We start from the raw sequence: 24948 nt of genomic DNA, 5'->3' as shown, positions 1-24948 counted from the left end.
ATCATTTTATCGTTTGTTTAACTACCGATATTTCTATCTAGAAAATCAATAATTTTACGATAAACTTTAATACGACTTTTTACATCGTAATATCCATGACCTTCATTAACCAACTTGAGCCATTCATACTTTTTATCGATATCATCTAAAGCATCCATTAATGCTTCTGCTTGTTCAATTGGAACTCGTTCATCTTGTTTTCCATGAATTAGCAGAATATTTGCTTTTATCTTGTCAACATTATAAACAGGTGAACGAGCTTTTTGATCATCAACGTTGGTACCAAGAACCTTTTTCAAATAATTTAACCCACTTCTACTATCAGCAATATCTCCCTCTTCAAACATCATGGGTAAATCATACACTCCTACTGAGCCGATAGTGCATTTATATAAATCTGGTTCACGTACAGCTCCCATCAAAGCGGCATAGCCACCGTAACTTGCACCATAAATGCAAATCTTATTTTTATCTGCAATTCCTTGTTCTATCATGGCTAAAGTTGCATCGGTAACATCATCTTGCATAAGTGTTCCCCATTTTCCATAACCAGATTGCTCAAATGCATAACCAAATCCGCCACTCCCTCGATAATTAACCTGAAGGACAGCGTAACCTTTAGAAGCGAGTAGCTGAACTTCCCAATCATAACCCCAGTAATCTCGTACACCGTGAGGACCACCATGAGGCATTACAATCAGAGGTAATTGCTTTTGTTGATGATTTGCCGCAGTCAAATAGGCACTAATTTCTTTTTTATCCCTCGTTTGAATGGTAATTGCTTTCATTGAAGCCATTAACTTGGGATCAAGCCAAGCATGTTTGGACATTAAATGTTTAGCTTCATAGGTTGCAGAGTTAAATAGATAGTAATCTCCAGAGTTTTTATCTGAGTAAACAAATATAATGCTGTTTTTTCCATCTTTTGTAGAACTGGTTATTACTACATCATAGCCTGGAAATGCTTCTAATAATCCTGCATGTAACTTTGCTTTTGGATCTTTTTTATCTAGGTAATGATAATCAGGTAATGCCAATTCGGTACCAACAGCTACAACTCTTCGTTTAGAGTAGTCTTTAATAAAAATTGTAGGATCAACCTGCGGATCATGAAACAATTGACTAAATGAACGATCTTTAAGATTTACTTCAAATAAAGCTCGAGTACCATTGTTAATTCTTGCCGAGACATAAACACCTTTATTATCCTTTGTAAAACTCAATGGCTCAAGATACTTACCTTTAAATCCAGGAATCTTAAAGTTTTGCCATTCATCTTCTTCTTTTTCCCGGTAAGAGACGACTTCATCTCCTTCTTTATCTTCACCAACCGCAAATCTAACTTTACCTTTAGTATCAGTAATAGCAGTTGCTAGCGGGACGTTAAGCCGAGTCACAAATCTTCTTTTCCCAGAATAAATGTTCAATTTGTATACTGCAGGTGTAATGTCAATATTTGTTCGCCAAACATTCCCAGATAATTTCCATGGGTAAAAAATAATTAATATATGCTTATCATCACCTTCTAATAAATCAATAATTTCATGATGTCCATAATCTGCTTGCTTTCGCTTTAAATTACTACCCAATTGCTGTTGACCTGATTTATAACCAAAAATCATTTTATGAAAAGAACCATCAACATTGACGGCAATTAATTCACCTGTATCCCTTAAAGATCTATCCCATGCATAGTTTTCATTAACCCCATAAACAAGCCTTTCATTAGTTACCCAGTTAACATCACCAACACTCCGTCTTATTCCTCTCACATAAAATACACTCTTCAGAGTATTATCATCAGTTTGAAATATTGCTAACTTTTCTTCGCCTTCACTACGGAAAACTAGTGCAAAATGCTTTCCGTCTGGAGAAATCTGCGCATTTCTTGCGCCAGGTAATTGAGCGAAATCTTCTATCGTGTGCGGTATCGGTTGCTTGGTTGAATCTGTATTGGCATTTAAAGAAAATGAAATTAATAATGTTAATCCCAATAAAAATTTATTTGAAATGGTATTTAATACTAGCATCTTGCTATGCTCTCCATATAAAACGACTTAAAATCCAGTTATCCAGTTATCCAGTTATTAATCAGCGAAAATTGATTCGATAATAACAGCGCTATTATCTTAAAAATTTATTTAAATTCAAGTTTTTAATTTTGTCTTAGGGTAAATACAAGCATGAAAATAGATCGTTAGATTAAGTAATAGTGCGGTATAAGAGGATAATCTTTACTTTAGAATAGAACTTTTAGCAACGAAAGGTTAGACCAGTTTTAGCTCAAGACACTAATCTCTTACCAGTTTATAAAGCCAGAAGATAGGCAAAATATTATTAGGTATTATTTATACAAACTAATGAAGCTCTTACAAAGCTATTTATAAGAGCGTAATTTTAAGCAAATAATAATTAAATGAATCTAAAAAAACTGATATGTCTGGTTGACTAATTCGACTTTTTAAGCGATGTCTTAGTATTTTGATCATGCACTAATCCCCAGTGTCCATTTTCCTTTTTAAATACCAAACTCAAATAGTGATCGAGATGATATGGTTTACCATTTCTTTCTAGCTCATCATAACTGACTAATAGTAAAGCACTTACCATTTCCTTGGTTTTCTCAATAGCAATGACTTTAGTTGAAAACGTCCAACCATCTGTTGCAAACCAGTTTTTAAGTAATTTTTTATACGACTGAATATCTTCAGAAAACTTACCATTAGGTAAAATAAAAGTAAGACGCTCTCCTTGTGTAAGTGTTGAGCTGAATAACTCAAAATCCTTTTGTTGAATTGCTTTTAAATGTCTATCTAGTGTGCAATCAAAATCGCAATAGCGTTCAGGCGAAGCATTAATATTCGGAGAATTAAATAAGACTAAAAAGCATATTACCAGATTGTTGACTCGCTTATTCTTAATCATTTCACTATTCCTCTTTTCCATTATTCATGAAATTAAAAGTCATATATAGCATATTCAGACTATTCAATAACAATAAATTAAGGTGAAGATCAAGTGAAACTAAACTCTCTATAAGATTTACCTAATAATACAGCGAATTACATCAAGTAAATTGTAGAATATGACCTGCTTAACAGAACGAAAAAAAACTATTAATTAACCGGTGGTACTAAAACTCAATTGTTTATTTTTCATATTATTCAAAATCCTAATCATCTACATTATCTGGGTTGACTTTCTAATCTCTTAAATTTACGCAAAAGGTTTTTATGAGATGAAAAGCAATCACTATGTTAATTATACCTATAAGCAGTGTTTACCAAGATTATTAATCTGGAGATAAAAAATGCATTTAGTTAAATCTCATTGTCCCATAGCTAGGCAAGTTGCAAAAACCGTAATGTCGGTGTGTGTAGGCTTGTCTTTATCAGTTAGTGCTAGTAATGCAAGTAGCAATAATCTGTCTGAATTATTAAACCACTCAAACGCTTTAACGTTGAAAGAATCGTTGCAACAGTCTAGCCAGACAAAAATTGCCGAGCGTAAAAATATAAGTGTTACTCTCAATTTAGAAAATAGCCTTATATCATCGTTAAATGATGGCAGTACAAAGATTGTCACGCAAAAAATTCAAGTGCCTGGCGCCGGATTAATTAAACCCCACTTTAGTCAATTTGAAATACCTGATGGTGCTTATGTTACTGTATCTAACAGATCGGGAACAGAAAGTTACCGTTACGCCAATAATGAAAAAGATGATCTGACTTATAGCGTTGAGTCAGGTGATGATGGTAGAAAAAGTTTTTCCAGTATTTCTATTTTTGGGGATACTGCGGTCATTCGATTGCATGTGCCAGCAGGTAGTGTATGGAGGCCACAGCATGGAGTCGTAGTAGATAGTTATCTCGAAGGTTACTCGGAAGAAAAGATTTATGAAGCTCTTCATTCTATTAAGTCAACTTGTGGATCTAACCAGCGACAAGATGCAATCTGTTATGAAAACTCTCATCCAACCGAGTTTGCTCGCTCAAAAGCGGTTGCTAAGTTTTTTACAGGAACAGGAAGTGTTTGTACCGCTTGGCGAGTTGGTAATGAAAACCGAATGTTTACAAATAATCACTGTAATAAAACAGATTCGGAAATTAAGGGATCAGAGTCATGGTTCAATTACCAAAGAACTAGCTGTGGCGGTTCGACCAATGAGTCGAATATTGTTAAAGTTTCAGGTGCATCCATGTTAAAAACCGATGCAATACTCGACTATACATTATATACGGTAAATAATTTTTCAAGCTTATCTTCGTTTGGGAATTTAGGACTTGACCCGCGTGCATTAACCGTAGGAGAAGAAATTTATATTCCGCAACATGGTTCGGGTAATCCAAAAGAGTTGGCGATCGAAAGTGATCAAAATTCGGGGAATGTTTGCCGAATAGATCAAGCGGTTACTGATGGAATGGGCAATAATACTGATGCAGGTTATAAATGTGATACTATTGGTGGAAGTTCAGGTTCACCTGTTTTAGCACGCAGCTCTCATAAAGTTGTCGCATTACATCATCTCGGTAATGGCTCTTCGTGTACATCTGATTTAAATCGTGGCGCATTAATCTCTAAAATATGGCCACAAGTCAGCAGCTTTTTCCCAAATGGTATTCCTGATGGAAGCGATAATACCGGTGGTAACAAAGTGCCCGTTGCTGACTTTTCAGTGACGACCAATCAACTAACTGCTACTTTTACCGATAAATCTAGCGACCCTGATGGTAGCGTAGTGAGTTACTCTTGGAATTTTGGTGATAATAATACATCGTCTATTGCTAATCCAACCCATAATTACTCGTTAAGTGGCAGTTATAATGTTGCACTAACGGTGACCGATAACGAAGGTGCGACAAATACCGTTAATAAAAATTTGACCGTTAGTGATGGTTCTGATCCCAGTGTGCTGAAAAATGGTATTCCTGTTAATAATCTTTCTGCTTCAAGTGGTGAAGAACTCAACTACACTATGGATGTTCCTTCAGGTGCCACTGGTATTCAATTTGATATTAGTGGAGGGAGTGGTGATGCAGATCTCTATGTTAAGTTTGGCGCTAAACCAACAGATACCAGTTATGATTGCCGTCCTTATAAAGGTGGTAATAATGAGTCATGTACTGGCACCGAAACTGGCGGAACTTATTACATTCGATTAAAAGCCTATAGTAATTTCTCTGGCGTGAGTTTGGTTGGTAAATTTACCGAAAATGGAACCGGTGGTGATCCGATTAATCGCACCGAGAATATCAGTTCAATTGCTAGTGGAGAATGGGCTCGATTTACTCAAGTTTTATCAGCCGGTTATACAAGTTTAAATGTGAGTATTTCCGGTGGAAGTGGGGACGCTGATTTGTATGTCCGCAAAGGTGCTGCTTCAACACTTACTTCTTATGACTGTCGTCCTTATAAAAGTGGTAACTCAGAAAGTTGTAACTTTACTAACCCAGAGGCTGATACTTGGTATATTGATGTTCGTGGTTATAGTGCTGCTTCAGATGTCACATTAAAAATAGAAGCAACAAAAGCGCAGTAATATTGATTGCTTGTTTTTTGAATAAGAAGAAGAGAGGAGTCTCTTCTTCTTTTTTTCTTGATATTTTTTAGCTCATACTACACAAGATGCTAGTGCCGAATTTAAAATTAAATTTGTTGTTTTTTATCGGGGCTAAAAGCGCAATAGTAAGCCAATAATATTAAAAAAATTTCTCTTCGGTATAAAGCAATGCGAGTGTTACCCAAAATTATATGATCTAAGTCACATAAAAGAGCATGTAATCGATTAAATGAGTGTTCTGAATATTCTACTGTGGTGAATACAAGTTTGAGCGATCCAGTTGCAGTTCCTGATGTACCGAGCAATTTATCTGCACCAGATAGCACCGATGGTAATCTTTCGATTAGTCGGTCTGCTGTTGGAGATTCCGAGTATTATAATTTACAAATGCAATTGGTTAATGGTGAGTTGACTGATTATGTCACGAATGATAATAACTCCGCTTATTTTTCAACACAGTTAGTATCTGGTCGTTATTATTTCCGTGTAAAAGCCTGTAACCGTTTGCAAGAATGCTCTGCTTTTTCTGAACCCATTCAAGTTCTCGTCACTTTAAATGGCCCATTCCCGAAAAACCAACGGTACTTAATGTAGAAGTAACTGCTGAAAATAATGTTCTGGTTAGTTGGCCTGCAGTATCGGACGCGACACATTATCACTTGCAACAAAAATTTAACGATGATGCTTGGGTAATTATTAAAAATGCAACCACAGAACTTTTGCATCAGTTTGAACAATTAGCGACAGGGGGTTATTCCTTTCGACTTAGTGCTTGTAATGCCGCATTAGAGTGTTCAATTTATAGTGACATTCAAGTAGTTGAAATTACTAACTCACCGGTACCAGCTGTACCTGAAGCCCCCGTTATCTCTAATCGTTCAATAGGTCGCCTCTCGGTTAGCTGGCAAGTGGTGGAACTTGCAACAAGTTATGATTTACAACAACGCTATAATGGTGGCGAATGGCTATTGATTAAAAATAAAACTGAGATGACGGTACATGAATTAACCGAATTATCGACGGGCAACTATGAGTTTAAGATTCGTGCATGCAATCAAACTGAACCATGTTCCGCATTTAGTCAAATTACTCAAAGTGCGGTGAAGTTGCCAAAAAAAAAATACATTCATACGGATATTCTCGGCTCTCCAATATTAAAAACCGACGAAGATGGTAATGTTATTCAATAGGAACGGGTATGAATTATTTTACTAAAAAACATGGTCAATGCACTCATTGTGGTAAGTTGAATAAACAAGCAAATTATTTAAAAAAGACCCTATCAATGAAAAAATATTCTTGCTTTTAAGTCTGTGTGGCATGGTTAGTTTATCTGCAGCACAAGATCGAACTACTAATCACGGTAACGAAACTTTACAAATTGAAAAATTAGCAAGTGAAAAATTAATAAATCAAGGCGGGGAGGTTGATGGCGATTCGCAAGTTGCTGTTAACTCAAGTATGTCTACTTCGATAACTGCAACTTTAGCCAACAGTTTTTCGCAAAATTTGAAAGCATTGCAAAACATTTGTGATGGTCCTACTTCAGAAACAACCCAATTGTTAGGCGAAAATGTCGATCTCTCTATGGGGCATGTTAGTTTTGAAAGTCATGATGTTATGTTACCCGGAAACTCCAAGATTTCAATGGCAATCAGCCGAGTCTATGCTGGCAATCGCTATTTATTAGATGCATTGTCATTTGGTGACTGGCATTTAAATTTACCTAAAATAAAAGCACAAGTTATTAAAGATCATAATGATGAGTTTGTTGCTGGTTGGGGAATAGGAAAGGCTTGTATCGGCGCTTCTGAGCGAGGTAAAAGATGAAGATGACTTTTTAACGCCATTAACCCATAACTCTTTTAGTTGAATTTGACCATCACGATCGGTGCCATTAACATAAACGGTGATGCTGGTTGAACCTTCATGACGATAAATAGTTATACTTGCCTTGGGTGTATGGTCACAAATTCTTCCAGGTATGCTTTCTACGTGTGAAAAAGGAACATTCGCCCAACAACCAACATTTCGCATTGTGCCATATTGATCGCGGATATAATCGGAAATATATTCATGCCCAGATTCCGAACGCGAAAAATATTCACTGAGTGGATAGGATTTATTGTCATAGTAGGCAGTACAGTAAGCCCAACCCGCATAAACGGGCACTTCGAATGTTTCTGTTCGACAATTTACAGCTTCATCACCAGCAAAGCTATTGCTAGAAAACAATAAGCTACCGGTAATAATTGGGAGTATCTTGAGTAGATGATTTATTTTAGTTTTCATAAATTTCCTTTGAAAATAATTGTGTTAGACAACTTACAGAGCAAGGTCATTAAGAAACCAGCTAATTAAATTGCCCTTGAATAGCATAGTTCTCAACAGGCTTACTTGTTTGTTGACATTGTTTGAGTGAAATTGTCGATCTTTATTAGAAATATTTAAAAGTATTTTTATTAGATGCCGATCTTTATGTGAAGTTTGGGTCGAAGCCAAACAATTCAAGTTATGATTGTCGTCCTTATAAAGATGGTAATGTTGAAAGTTGTAACTTTAACATGCCTGCATCAGGTACTTGGTATATAGATCTTCGCGGATATCGTGACGCTTCTGGGGTAACTTTAAATGTAAAGGCCAATCCATAAAAAAAGGATTTTTCATTCATAGAAAGAACGCTTAATTGCGTTCTTTCTTTATGGTTAGTTTGCTTATCAATTATTAAGACTTATTTAAAATAATGTTGGCTTAAATGAATTTATTGCAGAATTACCAAATGTCAATTAGTCATAACAGTTCGAGGTGACTTTAGGGGACATAGGATGAGTTTTCTTCATTTTTTATTAGTATCAAGTGAAGTTTACTCAAATAACAAAACGACTAACATTACCTTTCAATTGTTCAGCAGCATCGAGTAGTGAGCTACACGAACGTTTTACCGTCAAGCCTTGCGCTACGGTTTGATTGGCATCGGTATTTATTTTTTCTACGTTCTCATTGATATTGTCAACTACTGAGGATTGCTCTTCGACAGCTGTTGCCACTTGTAAAATACGATCATTGATTGATGAGAGCAGGTTGGTGACTTGTTGTAAGTTATCTTGTGCATTCTTTGATGATTCAAGAGTGACGTCGGCTTTTTTCTGACTGGTGTTCATTATTGAAACTGCTTCTTGTACGCCAACTTGTAAGCGAGCAATAATTTCATTAATTTGTTGGGTTGATTCTTGGGTTTTACTGGCAAGTGAGCGTACTTCATCGGCGACAACGGCGAATCCTCTCCCTTGTTCACCTGCTCTGGCTGCTTCGATTGCAGCATTCAGGGCTAACAGGTTAGTTTGTTCGGCAATGCCTTTGATTACATCTAGTACCACAACGATCCCGGTGGCTTCACTTTCTAGACGCTGTATTACCTCTGCTGAATCATTCACATTGGCAGCTAGCTCTGTGATTTCTTTGATAAACTGTAAAAATATACTGCTTGCTTCGGTAGATTTACTATCGGCTTTGCCCACTTCTGTCGCTAATTCCTGTGCATTATTTGCAACTTCACCAATGGTCGTACTTAGCTGAGTAACGGCTGTTGCGACGAGTGAAATCGATTCAGCTTGGTTATCGAGAGTATATTTGTTTTGTTCAACCACACCATTTAAATCTAAGGAAGAGTTTTGAATCAGATTAGATGTTTCAGCAATACTTTGAATAACATTGCGTAGTGAGTTTAAAAATTGATTAAATGTCTTGCTGACTTCACCAATTTCATCTTGTCCATTAACCGGTAACTGTTTTGTCAAATCACCATTACCTTTTGCCAAGTCGTAAAGTGATTTTCGCAAATTGTCAAAGGCGTTTAAAATCATGCGCGGAAAGATAACTGCTATGCCAATAGCAAAAACTAAAGTTAGCATTGAATAAATAATAATTGATGTAATAGCTGACTGGCTGGTTTGTTTGGCCGCGCTCGCCAAAGTGCTCGATGTACTTGATAAATCTTCACCAATTTTATCAAGAATATCACGCATTGATTCAAATTCGGCATTTAAAGATTGTGTGCTCAATTGAGTTGCTTGGGAGATACTAATTTTGCTATTACTTAAGTCATTGAGCATTTGCTTAGAGTTTTTTTCCCAGCTATTGAGAGCATTTAAAATTTGCTTAATTTTTTGTTTTGTCTCAGGTTTGATGTCATAAGTGGCAGTTTTATTTAGACGGTCTTTTACTTGCTGAATATTTTCACTGTGATCGCTGAGTAGTTTGCTGGTACTTTTACCCATGGCAATTGTTCGTTCTGCGATTTGGGCTTGATATAAATCTCGATCCGCATTTAATACCAGGTCAAGTGATGGCATATAGTTTTCATAGACACCAAAAAAATCTTTTGATAGATTTTGGGTAGAGTAAAGTTGTTGAATGGTTAGTAAAGTAACTAATAAAATAATGACTGTGATTGGTAAAAACAGTTTCCATTTCAGACTGATGTTTTGCCATTGCATTGAAGAATCTCTAAAATAAATTATCAAGTTATATTTATATTAGGTATAGATGTTGAATGTCTTTTCGTCAATTAGATATTAAAAAATGGCATAGTTTGATTTATAGAAGGGGCGTTTTTAATTGCAGTGGTTGGATATTTAAATGGTTTAGTATTTTTTTTAATCGACTCATGGTTTGATTTATGATGACATACTAGTTTATCTTGTTATTTTAAAAAGAATATAAAAATTGGTATTAATATGGTTAAGTAATAAAAAATACTTTTACCATGAGCGTTAATTTGAGATTTAAATCATCTGCCTGTTTTGTGTTTACTGACAGATGATTGTAATGGACTTTGTTGAATAGGATAATGAATAATTAGTTATCAGTTGTTGTATTAGTATATTAATGAGAATTTAAGCTAATGGGCCGGTGTATTTATCAAAGCGCATCCACTTAGTTGCTATCCATTTTTCGCCAGAAATTACCGGACTGCCGCCGTGTAGTGTACGGTGATCGAGCCAGCCATTTTGATTGGCATAAGCAAAATATAAAGCACAACCCTTACGCGGTAGAATATCTAAGCCGATTTTAGGAAATACTGTTGAACCACCAACATCAACATCATTTAAATACATAATGAGTGTGGCATAGCGCTGACCACCCATTGCCAAAACGTTGGCGTTGCCTGAAAATTTTGGATCAAAATAATCCATATGTGGTTTGTATTCGGCGCCCGGAGCATAATTTAATATTTGTATAGGCTCCGCATGTTTTTCTGGGCAGCCGGTTAGCGCACTGATTCGCTTTTCAACGCGTTTAACCAAGTCATTTTCTTTTCGTTTAAACGATGAACCATAGCTGGTTCTAATTTGATTATCCGTATCATAGGAACCTGAAACCGCATTAATTACCGTTGAAGGGCGCAATTTGGGTTTTGAGTCGGCAACTATCTGATCGCATTCTTCACTCGACAAAAAGTCACCAAATAAAATAACGTGGGGCTGGTCAAGTGTCAGTAACACCTGAACTTCTTTATCATAAGCAAATCGGGTGCTTTCGGTGGAGCGAAGTTGATCTGGAATCAGCGGTGACTGCTCTCTAGGGTAGATTTCTTGTAAATACTGATAAACGGCTTCATTAATGTCTTGAGGATGTCCATCGGTATGCAGTGTATAAATAATTGCTTCGGCAGGGTGGCCTTCATTAACGGCTGCACGAATCCATTTTTGGGTATTATCATGTAAGTTTTCGAATCGCATTGTCGATATCCTGAAAATTTTTGCAACGATTGCTGAGTTTGTTATTTTGCTTAATTGCGATAATTAATTTATCGGTTGCATTCAAATGTTGATAAAAGGTTAGCTCTCATTCGATAAATTCTATTGCCAGCCACACTAGTTTTAAAATTCATTTAACCTTAGCCACTTGGTAGCAATCCACTTTTCACCTTTTTCTACTGGGCTTCCGCCATGTAAGGATAATTCGTCAAGATTACCCGCATGATCGGCATAGGCAAAAAATACCGCGTGTCCCTTTCTGGGTAACACATTCAAGCCAACTTTGGGAAAAATAGTGGAACCACCAGCTTCAACATCATTTAAATACATAATAAGCGTGGCATAGCGCTGACCACCTTGGTTTAAGCTGCGTGCATTACCAGGGTTTTTGGGATCGAAATAATCCCAATGCGGCTGATACTCTTCACCGGGCATATAGTTTAAAACAGAAATTGGCTCGCCACGGGTTACAGGGACATTTAATAAATGACTGATTCGGTTTTCAATGCGTTGAATCAATTCAAACTCTCCACGCTTAAAAAAGCAGCCCTGGCTTGAGCGAGTAGGGTCATAATCATAATTGCCATTAACTGGGTTAACCACGGTAGAGGGCTTTAATCGAGATTGCGATAATTCGATTAATTCATCACACTCTTGAGAAGTAAGTAGCTCACCAAATTGAATAATACGCGGATTATTCAGCGCCATCAAAATAGGAATATTTTTATCGCCACCATTTTGCATGTTAGGCATGGCTGAAAGAATGTTGGTGGTCGTTTTGGCTGTGCTGCCATTATTGGGGGCAGAATTAGCAGATGGCACAGATTGTGATTGACCACTTTGCGGTGTTTGTGTCTGATTAGTGGTTTGTTGAGTGGTATATTGTTGCTCAACCGAAACACCGTTGGACCATTGTTGATTTGTAGTTGTCATAGGTTAGCTGTTCTTATGTTGTATCCATGAAAAAATAAAATACCGTTATTCAAATGCTAAAATCAACGGCATTATTACCTAAGTACTTGGCCAGTCTTGTCTCTAAGCGGATTCTATAGTGAGTTAGAGTCGTTCGATTTTATTGCTAAAACCTTAGGGAAACGGCCATTTTCTGCTAGTTTTTAACTGACGTTAAATGACTAAATGCGACCTTTCTATAACCTTATTCGATTCAGCGTATCAAATAAATGATTGCTGTTTTATCGAGACAATTTAAGTTTTTGCATAATCCATCAAAGGAAAGGGCCTACTTAACCCTTTCCTTTGTTTGACGTTTTATGTAATAACTAAAATGCGTTTCAAGCATTATTTAGTACAAGTGAGCACCATGCAACATGCTTTAAGGGTTTGCTTTAACGTTTAAGCTGACACCTGAGGCGATGCTATAGCCATAAAGGTCTATATACCATGTGCCTGCAGCAGGTGCGTTAAAGCTACAACTTTCTACGTTGCCATTTTTATAAGGACGACAATCATAACTTGAGTTGGTTGGTTTAGACCCAAACTTCACATAAAGATCGGCATCTCCTGAACCACCTGACATTTCAAATAAAATGTTAGAGGCATCAGCTGGTACTGGCATAGTGAAGTTAAGCTCATTATCTTTGGTGGCTTCAAGATTGTTTATTGCTACGCCATTTTCCAGTTCATTATTGCCCGGCGGCGGTGGCGGAGGTGTCGTTCCTCCGTCACGAAATCCTGCAATAGTTGGTGAGGTGTAATTGAGTATGCGGGTATTATTGCTCTTAGCAGTGGTTCCCATGGAACGTCCATTACGGGTTTTATTAGGATTAGACCACCAGTTGATTCTGGGGCAACTTAGTGAGTAGTTATAAGACATTACGGTACGCCATTGTTTCTCAGTGTCTTGATGTCCATGTCCATCGGCAAATGGGGTTGTATTGGAATCGGTTTCTGGATTATATCGCGCTGATTGCAAGTGCCCAATCTCATGCCCAAATGAATAATAGCCTGTCGCACAATCTTCGGCAGTTACTGCAAATGCGCTGCTGCCTTACCACAAGCTGAACCTTTATCGGGAACCATAAGCATAACCACATCTGCGGCATACTGATCGCGTAGTTGGTGTGCTTCGTCAATATAGCCATCAGAAGTACTTTTTAACCGATTTAAGTCGGTTGATATATCGGTTGAAGTATAATTAACTTGTTGTAAGTGAGCCAGTTCTACAGTGGCATTAACGCCGCTGTTAACATAGCCTTGGTTAGTCTCTTCGACAGCCAGATCAACCAGCGTTGGCATGTTTTGCGCCACATCCGAGGTGTAGAGCACTAATACGCGAATCACTGGATTAGCTTGAACCTGAGTGGTTTGTGTATTTTCAGGAATGGTAGTTGGTGCGCTTTGAGCGTCAAGTTCTGCCATTGCACCTGGTGGATGATCGGGTTTCATTTGAGCTTCGTTGATTTCAGAAACCAGATGTGAACCATTTGCGGTTGGTTCAATTTTATAAAGACGTCCATCATAGCGAACCGTCCCTGAAATTTTATTATTGCGCATGACTAAAATAACAGAGTCGGTATAGTCTTTTGAGGTCAGTGAATTGTTTTTGGATGCAACACTACCTTTCCAAATTAAACTACCTGAGTTGTTAATATAAGCTTCAGTTTTATTTGCAAACAATTCAAGTTCTGGAAATAAATTTAATGTGAGTTTAGTGGTACTTAAGCTTAAAGCATTGGTGTTTGCCTAGTAAGTGTAAGCCTGGTTAATGCTTGGATTGCTAGCCATTAATTGCGTTGCTTGGGTAAATGTTTTCTGGGTATTGAACAGTTCAGCCGCATTTAAGTTTAAAGCGGAAAGCACTCCAAGGCTGATGAGTGACATTTTCATCTTTGTATTATTCATATTATTCTCCTGAAGCGATTAAAGGAATTAACCGCTTATTATTGTTGTTTTATTGTTATTGGATTTATCCCACGTATTTCTTGTGACTGGTCACGGCGTATCAGAGGGTCGCTAAGCCATGAGAAAACACACGAAATTTATAACAAAAAAGCTGATAGGAAAGTGAAAAATAATTGAATAAAAATAGAACTTGCTAGCTAATCGCGTTAAAAAAATAAATTAATTTACGGTACTCTTTTGTGGAATAGCTGTAAAATTTGACTAATATGGGGCGATTTAACGCCAAAAAAATAAAGAAACAGCCGTTAAAATTAACGGCTATTCAATAATTGCGATAGCAAGATCCATAACATTGGTGTTGGTTGGTCCTGAAATGAAGATGCTATCAGTTTCGCGTAAATAAGCACCTGCATTGGCATTTTGTAAATCACGTTCGGCTTGTTGCGAATTAATTAAAAATGTTTGGCCGTTAATAATACCACCTGCTGCATCTGTTGGGCCGTCAGTACCATCGGTGCCTGCAACTAGCAAATGAATATTGTTTTTACCTTGAATTTCCTTTGCCACCGCTAGTGCAAGACTTTGATTGCGTCCACCATTGCCAGGATTGGCCGGTAATTGAATGGTTGGCTCTCCACCCCACAGGTAAACACCGGGTTGGCCGGTTGTTAATGCATCGGCAATTTTAGGCGCAATGCTAAAAACATCATCGTATAGGGTTTCTTGATTGAGATTGACCGGTAAATTAAGTGTTTGTGCTGCCGCACAAACTGCATCTCGCGCAATTTTATTCGACGCAATAATTTGACTTTGCGCCTTATGGTTGATTAATCGGCTATCGCCTGTGCCTGAACCAATGACTTGAATGTCATCGCCTTCTACATCAGAGATTGCAAAAACCAGTGCTTCTAGTCCCTTAAATTGTGCTAATAACTTGCCATCTTTTATTTGTGATAGGGCTTTTCTTTTGGCGTTAATGGCCGCTATTGATTGACCTGATGCCAGCATTTCATTCGTGATTTTTTGTAAATCCTGTAAACCGGTTTCTTCCGGTAAACATTCACTGAGAGCCGAAGCGCCGCCAGAAACCAGCAAAAGTAATTTTGAATTTTCACTCATTTGAGAGACGGCTTGTAGAATAGTTTTTCCACCAAGCAATGAGTTTTCATCGGGAACCGGGTGCGCAGATTCGATTATTTCTACATCTGGTTTCGCCGATAATTGTGGATCAGTATGATGGTACTTAGTCACCACAATTGCGGGGCAGGGAGCCGATATTGCATCGAGTGCACCCAAGCACATACCACTGGCAGCTTTACCCACTGCAATAATCAAGTCGGGTTGAAAGTCAGGGTGATTTTTAAATGCCTGAATAACGGCTTGTTTTCCGGAAACTGCATTTACACCGGCTTGCCATAGCTGGATAAGTTGATTTTTAATTGTTTGATTCATGACAATTTTCCTGATGAATTGAACAAAAACTCATGACTGTAGCGATAAAGCGCTTTTTCTCAAAACAAAAACGCCGCGAAAATTTGCGACGTTTTTGCTAAGAACATTGTCGTTACTGACTTTGTTAATTACTTATTCACAAAGTTACATATTGAAACTTACTTTGATAAAAGTTTAGCCAATATATTTTTCAGTAACTTATTCCGCAACAGGGCCTTGCAATCCCAGTGCTGCTAATTGGCTGGCATAGGTATTTGCATTTAATATCATTTCTGCGGCGTAACGATCCAGTAGTTCTTGTTTTCTTGCTGCATCCATAGTGGCATCGATTGCCCCCCAAAAGGCTGCCATTTGCTCAGAAAGCTGTCTTAAAGAGGCAACTTCTTGGGCATTAAATGCTGCACCAGTTAAATCTTGTGCGGTAACTTTACCAACACATTTAACTGTTTTCGCACCATTGCTGGTATAGCCCGCAGGAATATCTCCCACAGCATTAGTGACAACTTTAAACTGGATAACATCAAAAATTTGATTCACGGCCTGCTTGGCGCCTTCAACACGTGATAGGTGTTCTGTGTCGGCTGCTGCGTGCGGTAAAAGTTCCATTTTTTCAGGATGGTTTTTAACAACATTTAAATAAGGCAGCATTGGACCGCTTAACTCACCTGTCTCCGCGTTTTTAAACAAATCGGCATCGATTGCCGCATAGCGGACTTTTCCAGTATGCATGGCACTGTCGAGTGCATCTGTGTCAATGATTTCACCACGGTCATAATTGACAACAATCGCACCATCGTTTAATGCATTAAACACTTCGGTATTTAAAATACCTTGGTTAGCAAATTTTCCGGTTGTTGCATCTTTTGCACCCAACCCTGTATGCGGGCTGATTACATCGGCACCGGTTGCGGCTTCAATAATGGTTGAAGCATAGTTGAATCCTTCAGATTCAATCCATTTTTGGTGCTTTTCACGGGCGTAAATAGTGACACTCATTCCAAATGCCTGAGCCAGTCGAGCGACTTCTCGACCAATGTTGCCATAACCTAATACGGCCAGTTTTTTGCCTTCCAGTTTTTCGGTAGGGTATTCACACAGGTTTTTACCCGTGTCAAAATCACCTGCCACAACTAAATCGTGCATGGTTTGAACTGGTAAATCCGGACAAACTTTAAGTAGTGCTTTAATTGCCATTTGTGCGGTTGCACGTGAATTGAAGCTAGGGGTATTCATCAATGGTGCTTCACCACCTGCGCCGTTACCACCGCCCCAGCTATCGCTGCCCATGTTACCGGTGCCTGCGCCTATTCTCACACCGCCAAATGCAAATTTTGACTGCGCAGGAAAGAATGTTGCTGCAGCAATCAGTGCGTCATATTGAGAATCCGCAGTTTGAGCCAGCAGCTCTTCTTCTGTACTTAAATCAGGTTGATAGAAGAAATGCAATTTACCTTTTTCAAGTTCTCCAGCCGACTCGACTGAGCCTTCGTGGAACTGACCACCCTTGGCCTCAATATGGGCTTTTACTTCGCTAAAGTCAGGGTTTCCGTTAGCATCAAAGCGCATACCAACTAAATCAGCAATCAGTATTTTATACGCTCTTTGCGGATCATCTTGGCGAGTTAATTCTGAGCTATCATTTTCTTGCGGGAATGTTTCGCCTTGTTCTGCCAATAAATCTTCTAATACTGATATTTTAGCTCGATGGTAAGCGTATTCAATATTATCCAGTAATGCACTGATATCTTCGTGTGGACGTACGCCGCCAATCCAGGCTCGGTAATCACCAGGCGTACCGGGGAACGCATTGACATAACGTGCTACATCAAGACCTTTTTCATAACAGCCGTTAGTATGAGTAATGCCTTCGTAACCGAGCATTTGTTTTGAACGAAGAATAATCTTTGCATGAATTTCTGCATCGGTAATATCCGGATCGTTGACTTTAAGTAAAGTAACTGCTGCTCCACGCTTTTCGATATCGCCAACACCCAGTTCAAATAATGGGTTTTGACTCACCCAGTCATTGACAATTTTACGATTTTTGGCTGATAGTTCGTTTAATTGTTGAATATTACCTAAACGTCGTTCACTACGCAGTAAACCAAATGTTGTTTCTGCAAATGCCAGGGTACTGAAAGTGTTGATGATGCCACCCTGCATTTTATCGTCTTCAGGATTGTAAAGTGGACCTAATGCGGTGGTAATTTTGCTGCTTAATGGTTTTTTTGCATCAACCGGCACTGCAATTTTTAACTGACGTGGAATTGGCCAAGATGGATCTTCCTGGTTTTTATCAATTAATTCTACGGCGGCAGGGGTCAAAGAAATGACGAAATAACCTGAAATACCACCAATGGCTTTTTGGAAAGGCATAAACATACAACACTTAGTCATAACCTGTTCAACGGTATCATTTGACCAAGGCATTGCGCCTAACATTGAAGTACCATCAATAACGGCATGATGATTTTGTGGGTCACTGTCAATCCAGGCCAGCAGGTTTTTAACTTCATCTTCGGTATAAGTGGTAGCGCCAGTTGTTTCATGACCAACACCTATGAAAAGTTTTACTTTTTTCGCTAGTAATGAATCAGTCGAAGGAATACTGCCTTCGCCGTCAGCAAATAGAATTCTGCTTTCGTCGCCGTTTGCCGCATAGCGTTGCATTTCTAACAGTTGCGCCCCCCAGGATTGACGGAAGAATCCACCTGCCATACCGGCTTCGGTTTCTGGGGTTGGTGTATCGACATAAACCAGTTGATCAGCATTGTTAGGGTTGACCAGATGCATAGCACAAACAGTGAAACCACTATGTCCACCCCCTAAGCCAACCGCCATTTTATTGCTCTTTGGAAAACCAAAATAGCGATGAATCTCGCGCATCATATCTAACAGAACTTTATCTGCGGGGTATCCACGATGCATACCGCGAGCAAGTTCTGCGGTCGTAAACTGACCAATTTTATTGCCTTTATCGTCAAGTTTTGGGTAATTTTGTTCTACCCAACTATGAAATTGAAACTGCAATAATCTTGCATCAACTTCATCTATTGTCATATCGGTAATTGGACCAACACCAAAAAACTGGTTGGTTGTTCTTGCAGGAGCCCCTGATTGCGTAGCGTCTAATGAAGCTTGTCGTTGTGCTTTCAGTTGGTGAACATCTGTCATATTATCATTCCTAGCTATAATTCTGGATTACAAAAAAGGCCATTCTTCTTTATTGTTTTAATTTGCGCGCAATTTTAAAAGATAGCGCCAAATTTTAGAAATACTCTTAGGTTTTAAGGTTATATATGCAAAAAAATAAACTTTCTGCTGGTTAGGATTTAAAAAGTTAGCCATTAAGCCAAAGATGAGTGAATTTTGTCAATTCCTATTGACCAATTAATGCTGATTTGGGGATCTTTTACCGGAAGAAATGTGAGTTAACGATATTTTTGTTATCGCGTTTTTGAATAATACTGCTTTTTGTTTTCTTGTTTTGTGATAAATCGATAAAGTATTTTGGTTTTAAAAAATTAATTTGCTTGTATAGTCAAGTTGTTTGGTTGCATCTTGTTTTGTTGTCTTTGAAGTGGATTTTTTATTTTTTTAAACTTTAAAACACTCGCATTTATACATGCCACCATTTTTATATTGATTAATAATAAAAAGCAAAAAATGTTTAAGAGATGTTTTATATAGCGTCAAGAAAATACCGATTATTAAATTAAAAAACATTTTGAAGCTAATTGTTTGAAAATAAAAGCGCTTGTAAAAAAGTTTAAAAAAAATGAAAAAAAACCTCAATTATTTGTGTTTTAAGTCGAAGATATATTTAACGGGTTTCATTTATTGTATGAATAAAATCATATTAGTCTTTAAATTATTTTCAGATTAATTATTGTTTTAAAAGATTTTCTGCCAAAGGCATGATGAACGACAGTTTTCTCGACATTTAGTACTGAACTTGCTAAAACTAAATGTATTCAACCGGTTTACCCCAAACCGGTTTTTTTTTGCTTGGCTAGTCTCTAAGTTAATTTGCTTAACGACTAACGACTAACGACTAAATAGCTTTCTTCATCAGAAAGTTTTTTCTGTGAGGCTTGTAGCGTTAGTTGTACTTCTTTAGAGCATTCATTTTCTAATGTGCCCAGCTTATAGTTTTTAGCGACATATGCACCGTATCGTGTACCGTCTAAAAAAGCCTGGAATTCTAGTGAAGTAATTTCGATTAGTTCTGTTAGATTATATTGTTCGAGTTTACGTTGTGTAGCGACAATTTTTATTTTCTCGGCTATTTCTGAACGTATTTTATTGGCGGCATAGTTAATCGATAAATATTGGGGACTACGACAAATTTCGCTTAGAATGTTGGTGTTGATCATTTTGGCGTGGGATTCAATTAATGCATCAACAACCTCATCACTAATTTTATCGGCTAATTGAGAATTACTGGCACTGATCGAAAAGCTGGTAATGCAAAGTAGTATGGCGGTTTTGAATTTATAAATCATGGTTTATTTCCATATTGATGGTTTAAATTGACAACCAGACGTTTTAAAAATAGACAATCCTGATTAAACCCGCCAGCTATTTATATTGGTATAGACACATAAGCGATGTTTGATTTATCTCATTTTATAGTATGATCCCGCTAAACTTGGTCAATTTCATTAAACTTTTATGTAAATACCCATATGAATATTTATATAAATCCTTTAGAATCAATAAGATATTTTTGGTATATATATTGCTTTGTTGAAAGTGGCGCACGCATTAAAATTTATAGGGGAGAGTAGCTGCTTGAAGAATCACTCTAGATTTAACCAAAAATCCACTCAATTTGATCGGTTTGAAAATTTAACAAGTGATTATATTGATACCTGTGTTTATAGCAAAGCCGAGAAAAGAGCTAAATGGTATTTAACGGAATTACAGCAAGTTATTGCCAAAGGCGAATATTTAGATCGGTTACGTAAGGATTATGTACAATGGGCTAAACATTATACTAAGCAAGAGACTGTTGGACTGTCTACCCTAGAAGCAAAATTTGAGACTTCAATTCAATTGACTTCACAACAGTTTGTTAAATCAGCAACTGATTTTGAATATAACACACAGCCCCATACCGCTAGTTTGCAGTTGTCTAAGTCGTCGAAGAAATCAGACTCGTCAACCAAGATAGATAGTTGGACCTTTCTTGAAAAACTTATCGCTGAACGAAAGCTGAATCGGTATTTGCACAAGTCTATAGCTTATATTTTTATGCGTGACTTAGGACAGTCGTTAAATCATCGTAAGACACGCAAAGATATTGCAGTTACCGTCAAACAAATCAGCCGCTGGATACGGACAAATGTGAATTCCCATCAGCGAGATAAAACAGATGAAATCGATACCGAATTTAATCAGTATTGGCTACTGAAAAAAGCTAAACAATATGGCGTAGAAGATACTTGCTTTTGGCTGATTAATAAACTTTCTAAGATACAAAATAATCTGCCACAAGGCATTGATGCCACTCATGCAATGCGTAAACTGGTTAAAATTATTGCAGGTGTGGTACTTCATCAACTACTAGCAATGCCTGCTGATTTAAATCGAACGGATCGTCGTAGAAAGCTGGCTCAAGCGATCAAACTGGGTTATAGCTATGGACTGACTTATCCGTTTATCGATGATCTGCAAGATTCGGCAACAGCGTTGAGTCAGCAAGAAAAACAACAGTTTAATCAAGCAATACGACAAAGTCTGATCCAGGGCAAAGTGGTCACATGCCCGCCATTCAGGGCAGAGAATCAGGCGGCAATGCGCTTTGTGTATCAATCGTTAAGTGAAGCTTTTGAGACAATAAAGACTTGCTTGTCTGCTATGCAGGCAAAGCAGTTTTTTGAGCAGGCTTATATCTTTTTTGAAGCTCAGGATATTGATCGTCAACGAAGTTTAAACCAGTCAACTTATTCTCTAGATGAATTGTTTTTACCTGTGATTTTAAAATCTGCAGGCTGCCGCTTAATTGCCAAAGAAATTGTCAGTTGTCAGGTTGATGAGAATTTTAATTATCATACTTTTTGTTTTGGAATTTATAATCAATTTAATGATGATATCAAAGATATATTTGACGATTTAGCGCAAGGAAATCTCACCCCTTATACCTATTATTATCGGCAAGTGGAAGAAACCAACACAATAACTCAATCATCTCAATCATTAACCAATCCTTACCTATTTTATTGGGCAGTGGTTTATTATTTAATTTATCATGTTTATCAAAATCAGCCTCAGGCCAAGCAATTGTTGCTTGAACGAAGTATTAATGCACATAAAAGTTTATTAAATGCTCTGGGGAATTCACCATATCAGCGTTTATCAGAAAAACTATTGGTGACAGATAATATTGAATTTAACGGTGTGATTAATCAATTAGTTCGTTCGCCAAATGATGTTGCCTGGTTTGACAAATTAATCAGCCGAGAAGTTGCTCGGTTTTTTACTCAGTCAAACCAGCAGAAAGTCGCTTTTCGGCAAAAATATCAAACTATAAAGAATACCGTTGATAAAATTATTCCGTTAACACGCCACGCTAAATTGGAAAATAGTCAACTAGAGCAGGGGTGTAACTATAGTCTACGTGCAGGCGGTAAGCGAATGCGTTCGGTGTTAGCTTATATGATGTGTGTGGAAGAGTACGGTTTTGCACAATCTGATTGTGTGGCGGTGTTGCAAATGCTTGAGTATATGCATACTGCCTCAATAATTTTTGATGATAAACCGTCGCAGGATAATGCTGATTTTCGTCGTGGACAACCGAGTTTGCATCATCACTATCAAAGTGAAGCTTTTGCTGAATTAAGTGGTGTTTACTTAATGATGCGTGCGGTAGAGGTGCAGAGCCAGATGGATAAGTTTGATGCGGCTTTAGTGCTTAAGTCCTTGAGTTATGCGGCGAGCATTACTCAAGCCATTTGTGAAGGGCAGTGGCTTGATTTGCAATCGGATTGTTATCAAACCGATGTTCAGCACCTGACGTTAATCAGTGAGTTAAAAACCGCATTAGCGATTGAAGCCTCACTGGTGATTCCCGCCATTTTAGCTGGAGAAAATGATATAAACCGTCAGTACTTAAAACAGTTTGCCTATCATTTAGGACTGGCTTTTCAAATAAAGGATGATTTGCTGGATTTTCAAGGTTGTAGTGAACAATTAGGAAAGCCGGTTAATCAAGATAATCAAATACAAAAAGCTTCCTTTGTGACTTGTTTAGGCGAAAACGGTGCGTTACAAAAGCTATATCACCATCATCAACAAGCCAGTGAATTACTCGTTCATTTTAAAGTGATTCGACCATTTATGCGACAGCTAACAGATTTTGTCATTTATCGGGATCGTTAGTTTTTTTAAATGTGTAAAAGCCAAAGTATGTAAAGCTAAAGTACGTAAGCTTAAACTATGCCTGGTTAAAATGTCTAAAGTTAAAGACTTCACCGTTTAAAAACGCAGTGAAGTCTTCGACTAATTAATAAAAACCAGCACCAATAACACTATTGATGAATAACCGCCATTTCATGACGACGGATAATGAGCTCTTGATAAGATGATGCTTTTACCGTATCGATAAACGTCCAATTAGCAGTCGCTGCTTGTCGGTTAATGGTGACGGTTAAAAAACCGCGATTAGACAGGTTAGTATATTTTAAACTCCAAACTAATTGACGCAATGCTGTTTCGGCTTGCAAAACCGCTTCGGGTGTTGATAGCCCTAAAAAGCTTTCAGCACCTGGTGAAGAAATGCTGGGCGTTGCAAATTCGAATCCGTTTCTTACAACGATATCGCCCTCGATTATTGTGTTTAACTCATTGGCCCAAGCATTATGCGTATCGCCTGCTAGTGCAATTAAGTTTGAATTATTATTTTTCGTATGATTGAAAATCTCGTCACGTTCTTTTGGGTAGCCATCCCATGCATCCAGATTATAAGGTAGTTGCGGCATTTGCAGTAAAGGGCCTTTCTCTTGCAGTAACTGCATTTGTTCATTAGTGAGTGCTTCAGGATTGGTTTGGGCAATTTCGGCCAATTTGGCTAACTCAAAAAATTCTGCAAGTGATAATTGACCTGTGACGATTGCGCCAGGTAAATTCATTTCACCCATTAAAACCTGTTGTCCAAGTACATGCCACTGATGATTGGTATCGAGTTGTTGTTTTAGCCAGGTTAACTGATTGCTTCCTAATAAACTTCTATCTGAATAGCGGTCAGCATTAAATTGTTGATAGTCGAACTCGCCAGTGTTTGAGAAATAATCGGCATAGGAGAGCTGCTTGTCTCGTCCGATAATGCGGGTGTCGAGCATTATCAAGTTAATTAATTCACCAAACTCAAAGCTTCGATACAATGATGAAATGTTGGTATCGACGGGCGGGCGAATAGGCATCCATTCGGCATAGGCTTGCAGTGCTGCTGCCAGGCGCACATAAAAGTCACCTTCGCTATCATCATGATTTTGCGCACCATCACGCCAGGTATCATTGGCAACTTCGTGGTCATCCCATACGGCGATCATTGGGAAAGCTTGGTGGAATGCTTGCAGATTGCTATCGGTACGGTATTGTGCATAACGCGCTCGATAGTCGGCTAAAGTTATTAATTCGTGAGCTGGTTCAACTTGTCGGTTAAGTGCTTCAGCATCTTCACTGGCATAGCCATCACGGCCATATTCATAAATATAATCGCCTAAATGAATCGCTGCGTCGATATTGCTTTGTTGCGCCGCCAATCCATAAGCATGAAAGTATCCGGCAGGGTAATTTGAGCAGGAAACAACAATAAGTTTGACCTGATCGATTGATCCGGTTGGTAGTGTTTTGGTCGTTCCTACGGGCGAACGATGATTACGCGAGCGGAATCGATAGTAATAAATGGTTGCTGCTGATAATCCGGTTACATCGACTTTAATGGTAAAGTCTCGTGATGCCGAAGTACTGACAACATCTCGGGCAATTATCTGATCAAAATTTGCATCACTGGCTACTTCCCATAAAATCGCGACGGAATCAACCGCTGGATCTTTTGGCGTCGCTCGAGTCCAAATAATGACACGATCACTTTGTGGATCGCCGCTGGCGACGCCATGTAGAAAGTCAGCGTTAATTAAATCGTAAGATGAGCAGCCAGTTAATGAGGTCGATAACCCCACAGTGATAGCCGCTGTACTGATTCCCATAAGTGAATTGCGCACAAATTCACGACGAGTAAGTTTTGACATAAGCGTTCAGGATCTGATTAATTAAATAAGAAAAGTGGCTAGACCTTAAGCGTAAGGTGTG

The 24948-nt window shown here is 38.1% G+C and carries 18 protein-coding genes and 1 pseudogene; 6 read left to right on the top strand and 13 right to left on the bottom strand.

What is annotated here, in order from left to right:
- Window positions 1-17: 17 nt before the first annotated feature.
- Window positions 18-2030: an alpha/beta hydrolase family protein gene (locus tag ABVT42_RS04285; protein ID WP_353873903.1), complete on the bottom strand. Its 2013-nt coding sequence runs from the start codon at window positions 2028-2030 to the stop codon at window positions 18-20.
- Between the two features lie 418 nt (window positions 2031-2448).
- Window positions 2449-2925, bottom strand: a complete 477-nt coding sequence (locus ABVT42_RS04280) for a YybH family protein (RefSeq protein WP_353873902.1) — start codon at window positions 2923-2925, stop codon at window positions 2449-2451.
- 385 nt (window positions 2926-3310) lie between these two features.
- Here ABVT42_RS04280 and ABVT42_RS04275 point away from each other — a divergent pair, with 385 nt between their 5' ends.
- The 4 genes from ABVT42_RS04275 (at window position 3311) to ABVT42_RS04260 (ending at window position 7390) form a co-directional block, all read left to right on the top strand.
- A complete protein-coding gene (locus ABVT42_RS04275; protein WP_353873901.1) occupies window positions 3311-5539 on the top strand; it encodes a pre-peptidase C-terminal domain-containing protein in 2229 nt (742 codons plus the stop codon).
- A 288-nt stretch (window positions 5540-5827) separates the two neighbouring features.
- On the top strand, window positions 5828-6154 hold the full coding sequence (locus ABVT42_RS04270) for a fibronectin type III domain-containing protein (protein ID WP_353873900.1): 327 nt from the start codon (window positions 5828-5830) through the stop codon (window positions 6152-6154).
- A gap of 65 nt (window positions 6155-6219) precedes the next feature.
- Entirely contained in the window at window positions 6220-6750 is a 531-nt protein-coding gene (locus ABVT42_RS04265; protein WP_353873899.1) for a hypothetical protein, read from the top strand.
- Between the two features lie 130 nt (window positions 6751-6880).
- Window positions 6881-7390: a hypothetical protein gene (locus ABVT42_RS04260; protein WP_353873898.1), complete on the top strand. Its 510-nt coding sequence runs from the start codon at window positions 6881-6883 to the stop codon at window positions 7388-7390.
- Here ABVT42_RS04260 and ABVT42_RS04255 read toward each other — a convergent pair.
- Window positions 7283-7852: a hypothetical protein gene (locus ABVT42_RS04255; protein WP_353873897.1), complete on the bottom strand. Its 570-nt coding sequence runs from the start codon at window positions 7850-7852 to the stop codon at window positions 7283-7285. The genes ABVT42_RS04260 and ABVT42_RS04255 overlap by 108 nt on opposite strands.
- Before the next feature lie 185 nt (window positions 7853-8037).
- On the opposite strand from ABVT42_RS04255, the pseudogene ABVT42_RS04250 reads away from it, so the two are divergent.
- Window positions 8038-8211 (top strand): annotated as a pseudogene (locus tag ABVT42_RS04250) (PPC domain-containing protein); the annotation flags it as partial.
- 216 nt (window positions 8212-8427) lie between these two features.
- Here ABVT42_RS04250 and ABVT42_RS04245 read toward each other — a convergent pair.
- The 9 genes from ABVT42_RS04245 to ABVT42_RS04205 all read right to left on the bottom strand — a co-directional run bounded on the left by ABVT42_RS04245 (window position 8428) and on the right by ABVT42_RS04205 (window position 20138).
- The gene (locus ABVT42_RS04245; protein WP_353873896.1) at window positions 8428-10056 is read right to left on the bottom strand and encodes a methyl-accepting chemotaxis protein; all 1629 of its coding nucleotides are present in this window, start codon (window positions 10054-10056) and stop codon (window positions 8428-8430) included.
- A 399-nt stretch (window positions 10057-10455) separates the two neighbouring features.
- Window positions 10456-11301, bottom strand: coding sequence for a 2OG-Fe(II) oxygenase (locus tag ABVT42_RS04240; protein WP_353873895.1), 846 nt, complete (start codon window positions 11299-11301; stop codon window positions 10456-10458).
- 141 nt (window positions 11302-11442) lie between these two features.
- A complete protein-coding gene (locus tag ABVT42_RS04235) occupies window positions 11443-12252 on the bottom strand; it encodes a 2OG-Fe(II) oxygenase (RefSeq protein WP_353873894.1) in 810 nt (269 codons plus the stop codon).
- A gap of 400 nt (window positions 12253-12652) precedes the next feature.
- On the bottom strand, window positions 12653-13252 hold the full coding sequence (locus tag ABVT42_RS04230) for a PPC domain-containing protein (protein ID WP_353873893.1): 600 nt from the start codon (window positions 13250-13252) through the stop codon (window positions 12653-12655).
- Window positions 13253-13305: 53 nt separating this feature from the next.
- Entirely contained in the window at window positions 13306-13956 is a 651-nt protein-coding gene (locus ABVT42_RS04225; RefSeq protein ID WP_353873892.1) for a hypothetical protein, read from the bottom strand.
- A 66-nt stretch (window positions 13957-14022) separates the two neighbouring features.
- On the bottom strand, window positions 14023-14181 hold the full coding sequence (locus ABVT42_RS04220) for a hypothetical protein (RefSeq protein ID WP_353873891.1): 159 nt from the start codon (window positions 14179-14181) through the stop codon (window positions 14023-14025).
- 318 nt (window positions 14182-14499) lie between these two features.
- A complete protein-coding gene (locus ABVT42_RS04215) occupies window positions 14500-15633 on the bottom strand; it encodes a glycerate kinase type-2 family protein (RefSeq protein WP_353873890.1) in 1134 nt (377 codons plus the stop codon).
- A 198-nt stretch (window positions 15634-15831) separates the two neighbouring features.
- Window positions 15832-18807, bottom strand: a complete 2976-nt coding sequence (locus ABVT42_RS04210) for an NAD(P)-dependent oxidoreductase (protein WP_353873889.1) — start codon at window positions 18805-18807, stop codon at window positions 15832-15834.
- An 866-nt stretch (window positions 18808-19673) separates the two neighbouring features.
- On the bottom strand, window positions 19674-20138 hold the full coding sequence (locus tag ABVT42_RS04205; protein WP_353873888.1) for a hypothetical protein: 465 nt from the start codon (window positions 20136-20138) through the stop codon (window positions 19674-19676).
- A gap of 289 nt (window positions 20139-20427) precedes the next feature.
- Between ABVT42_RS04205 and ABVT42_RS04200 the strand changes: the two genes are divergently transcribed.
- Window positions 20428-23016, top strand: coding sequence for a polyprenyl synthetase family protein (locus tag ABVT42_RS04200; protein WP_353873887.1), 2589 nt, complete (start codon window positions 20428-20430; stop codon window positions 23014-23016).
- Between the two features lie 149 nt (window positions 23017-23165).
- Here the strand turns inward: ABVT42_RS04200 and ABVT42_RS04195 are convergent, their stop codons facing one another.
- Entirely contained in the window at window positions 23166-24887 is a 1722-nt protein-coding gene (locus ABVT42_RS04195) for an alkaline phosphatase D family protein (protein ID WP_353873886.1), read from the bottom strand.
- Between the last annotated feature and the right edge of the window lie 61 nt (window positions 24888-24948).

The sequence above is a fragment of the Aliikangiella maris genome, from assembly GCF_040719265.1.
In the GTDB taxonomy this organism is placed as follows: Bacteria; Pseudomonadota; Gammaproteobacteria; order Enterobacterales; family Kangiellaceae; genus Aliikangiella; species Aliikangiella maris.
The sequence above is the reverse complement of the archived record's forward strand: the minus strand, read 5'-3'. Positions and strand labels throughout refer to the sequence as shown.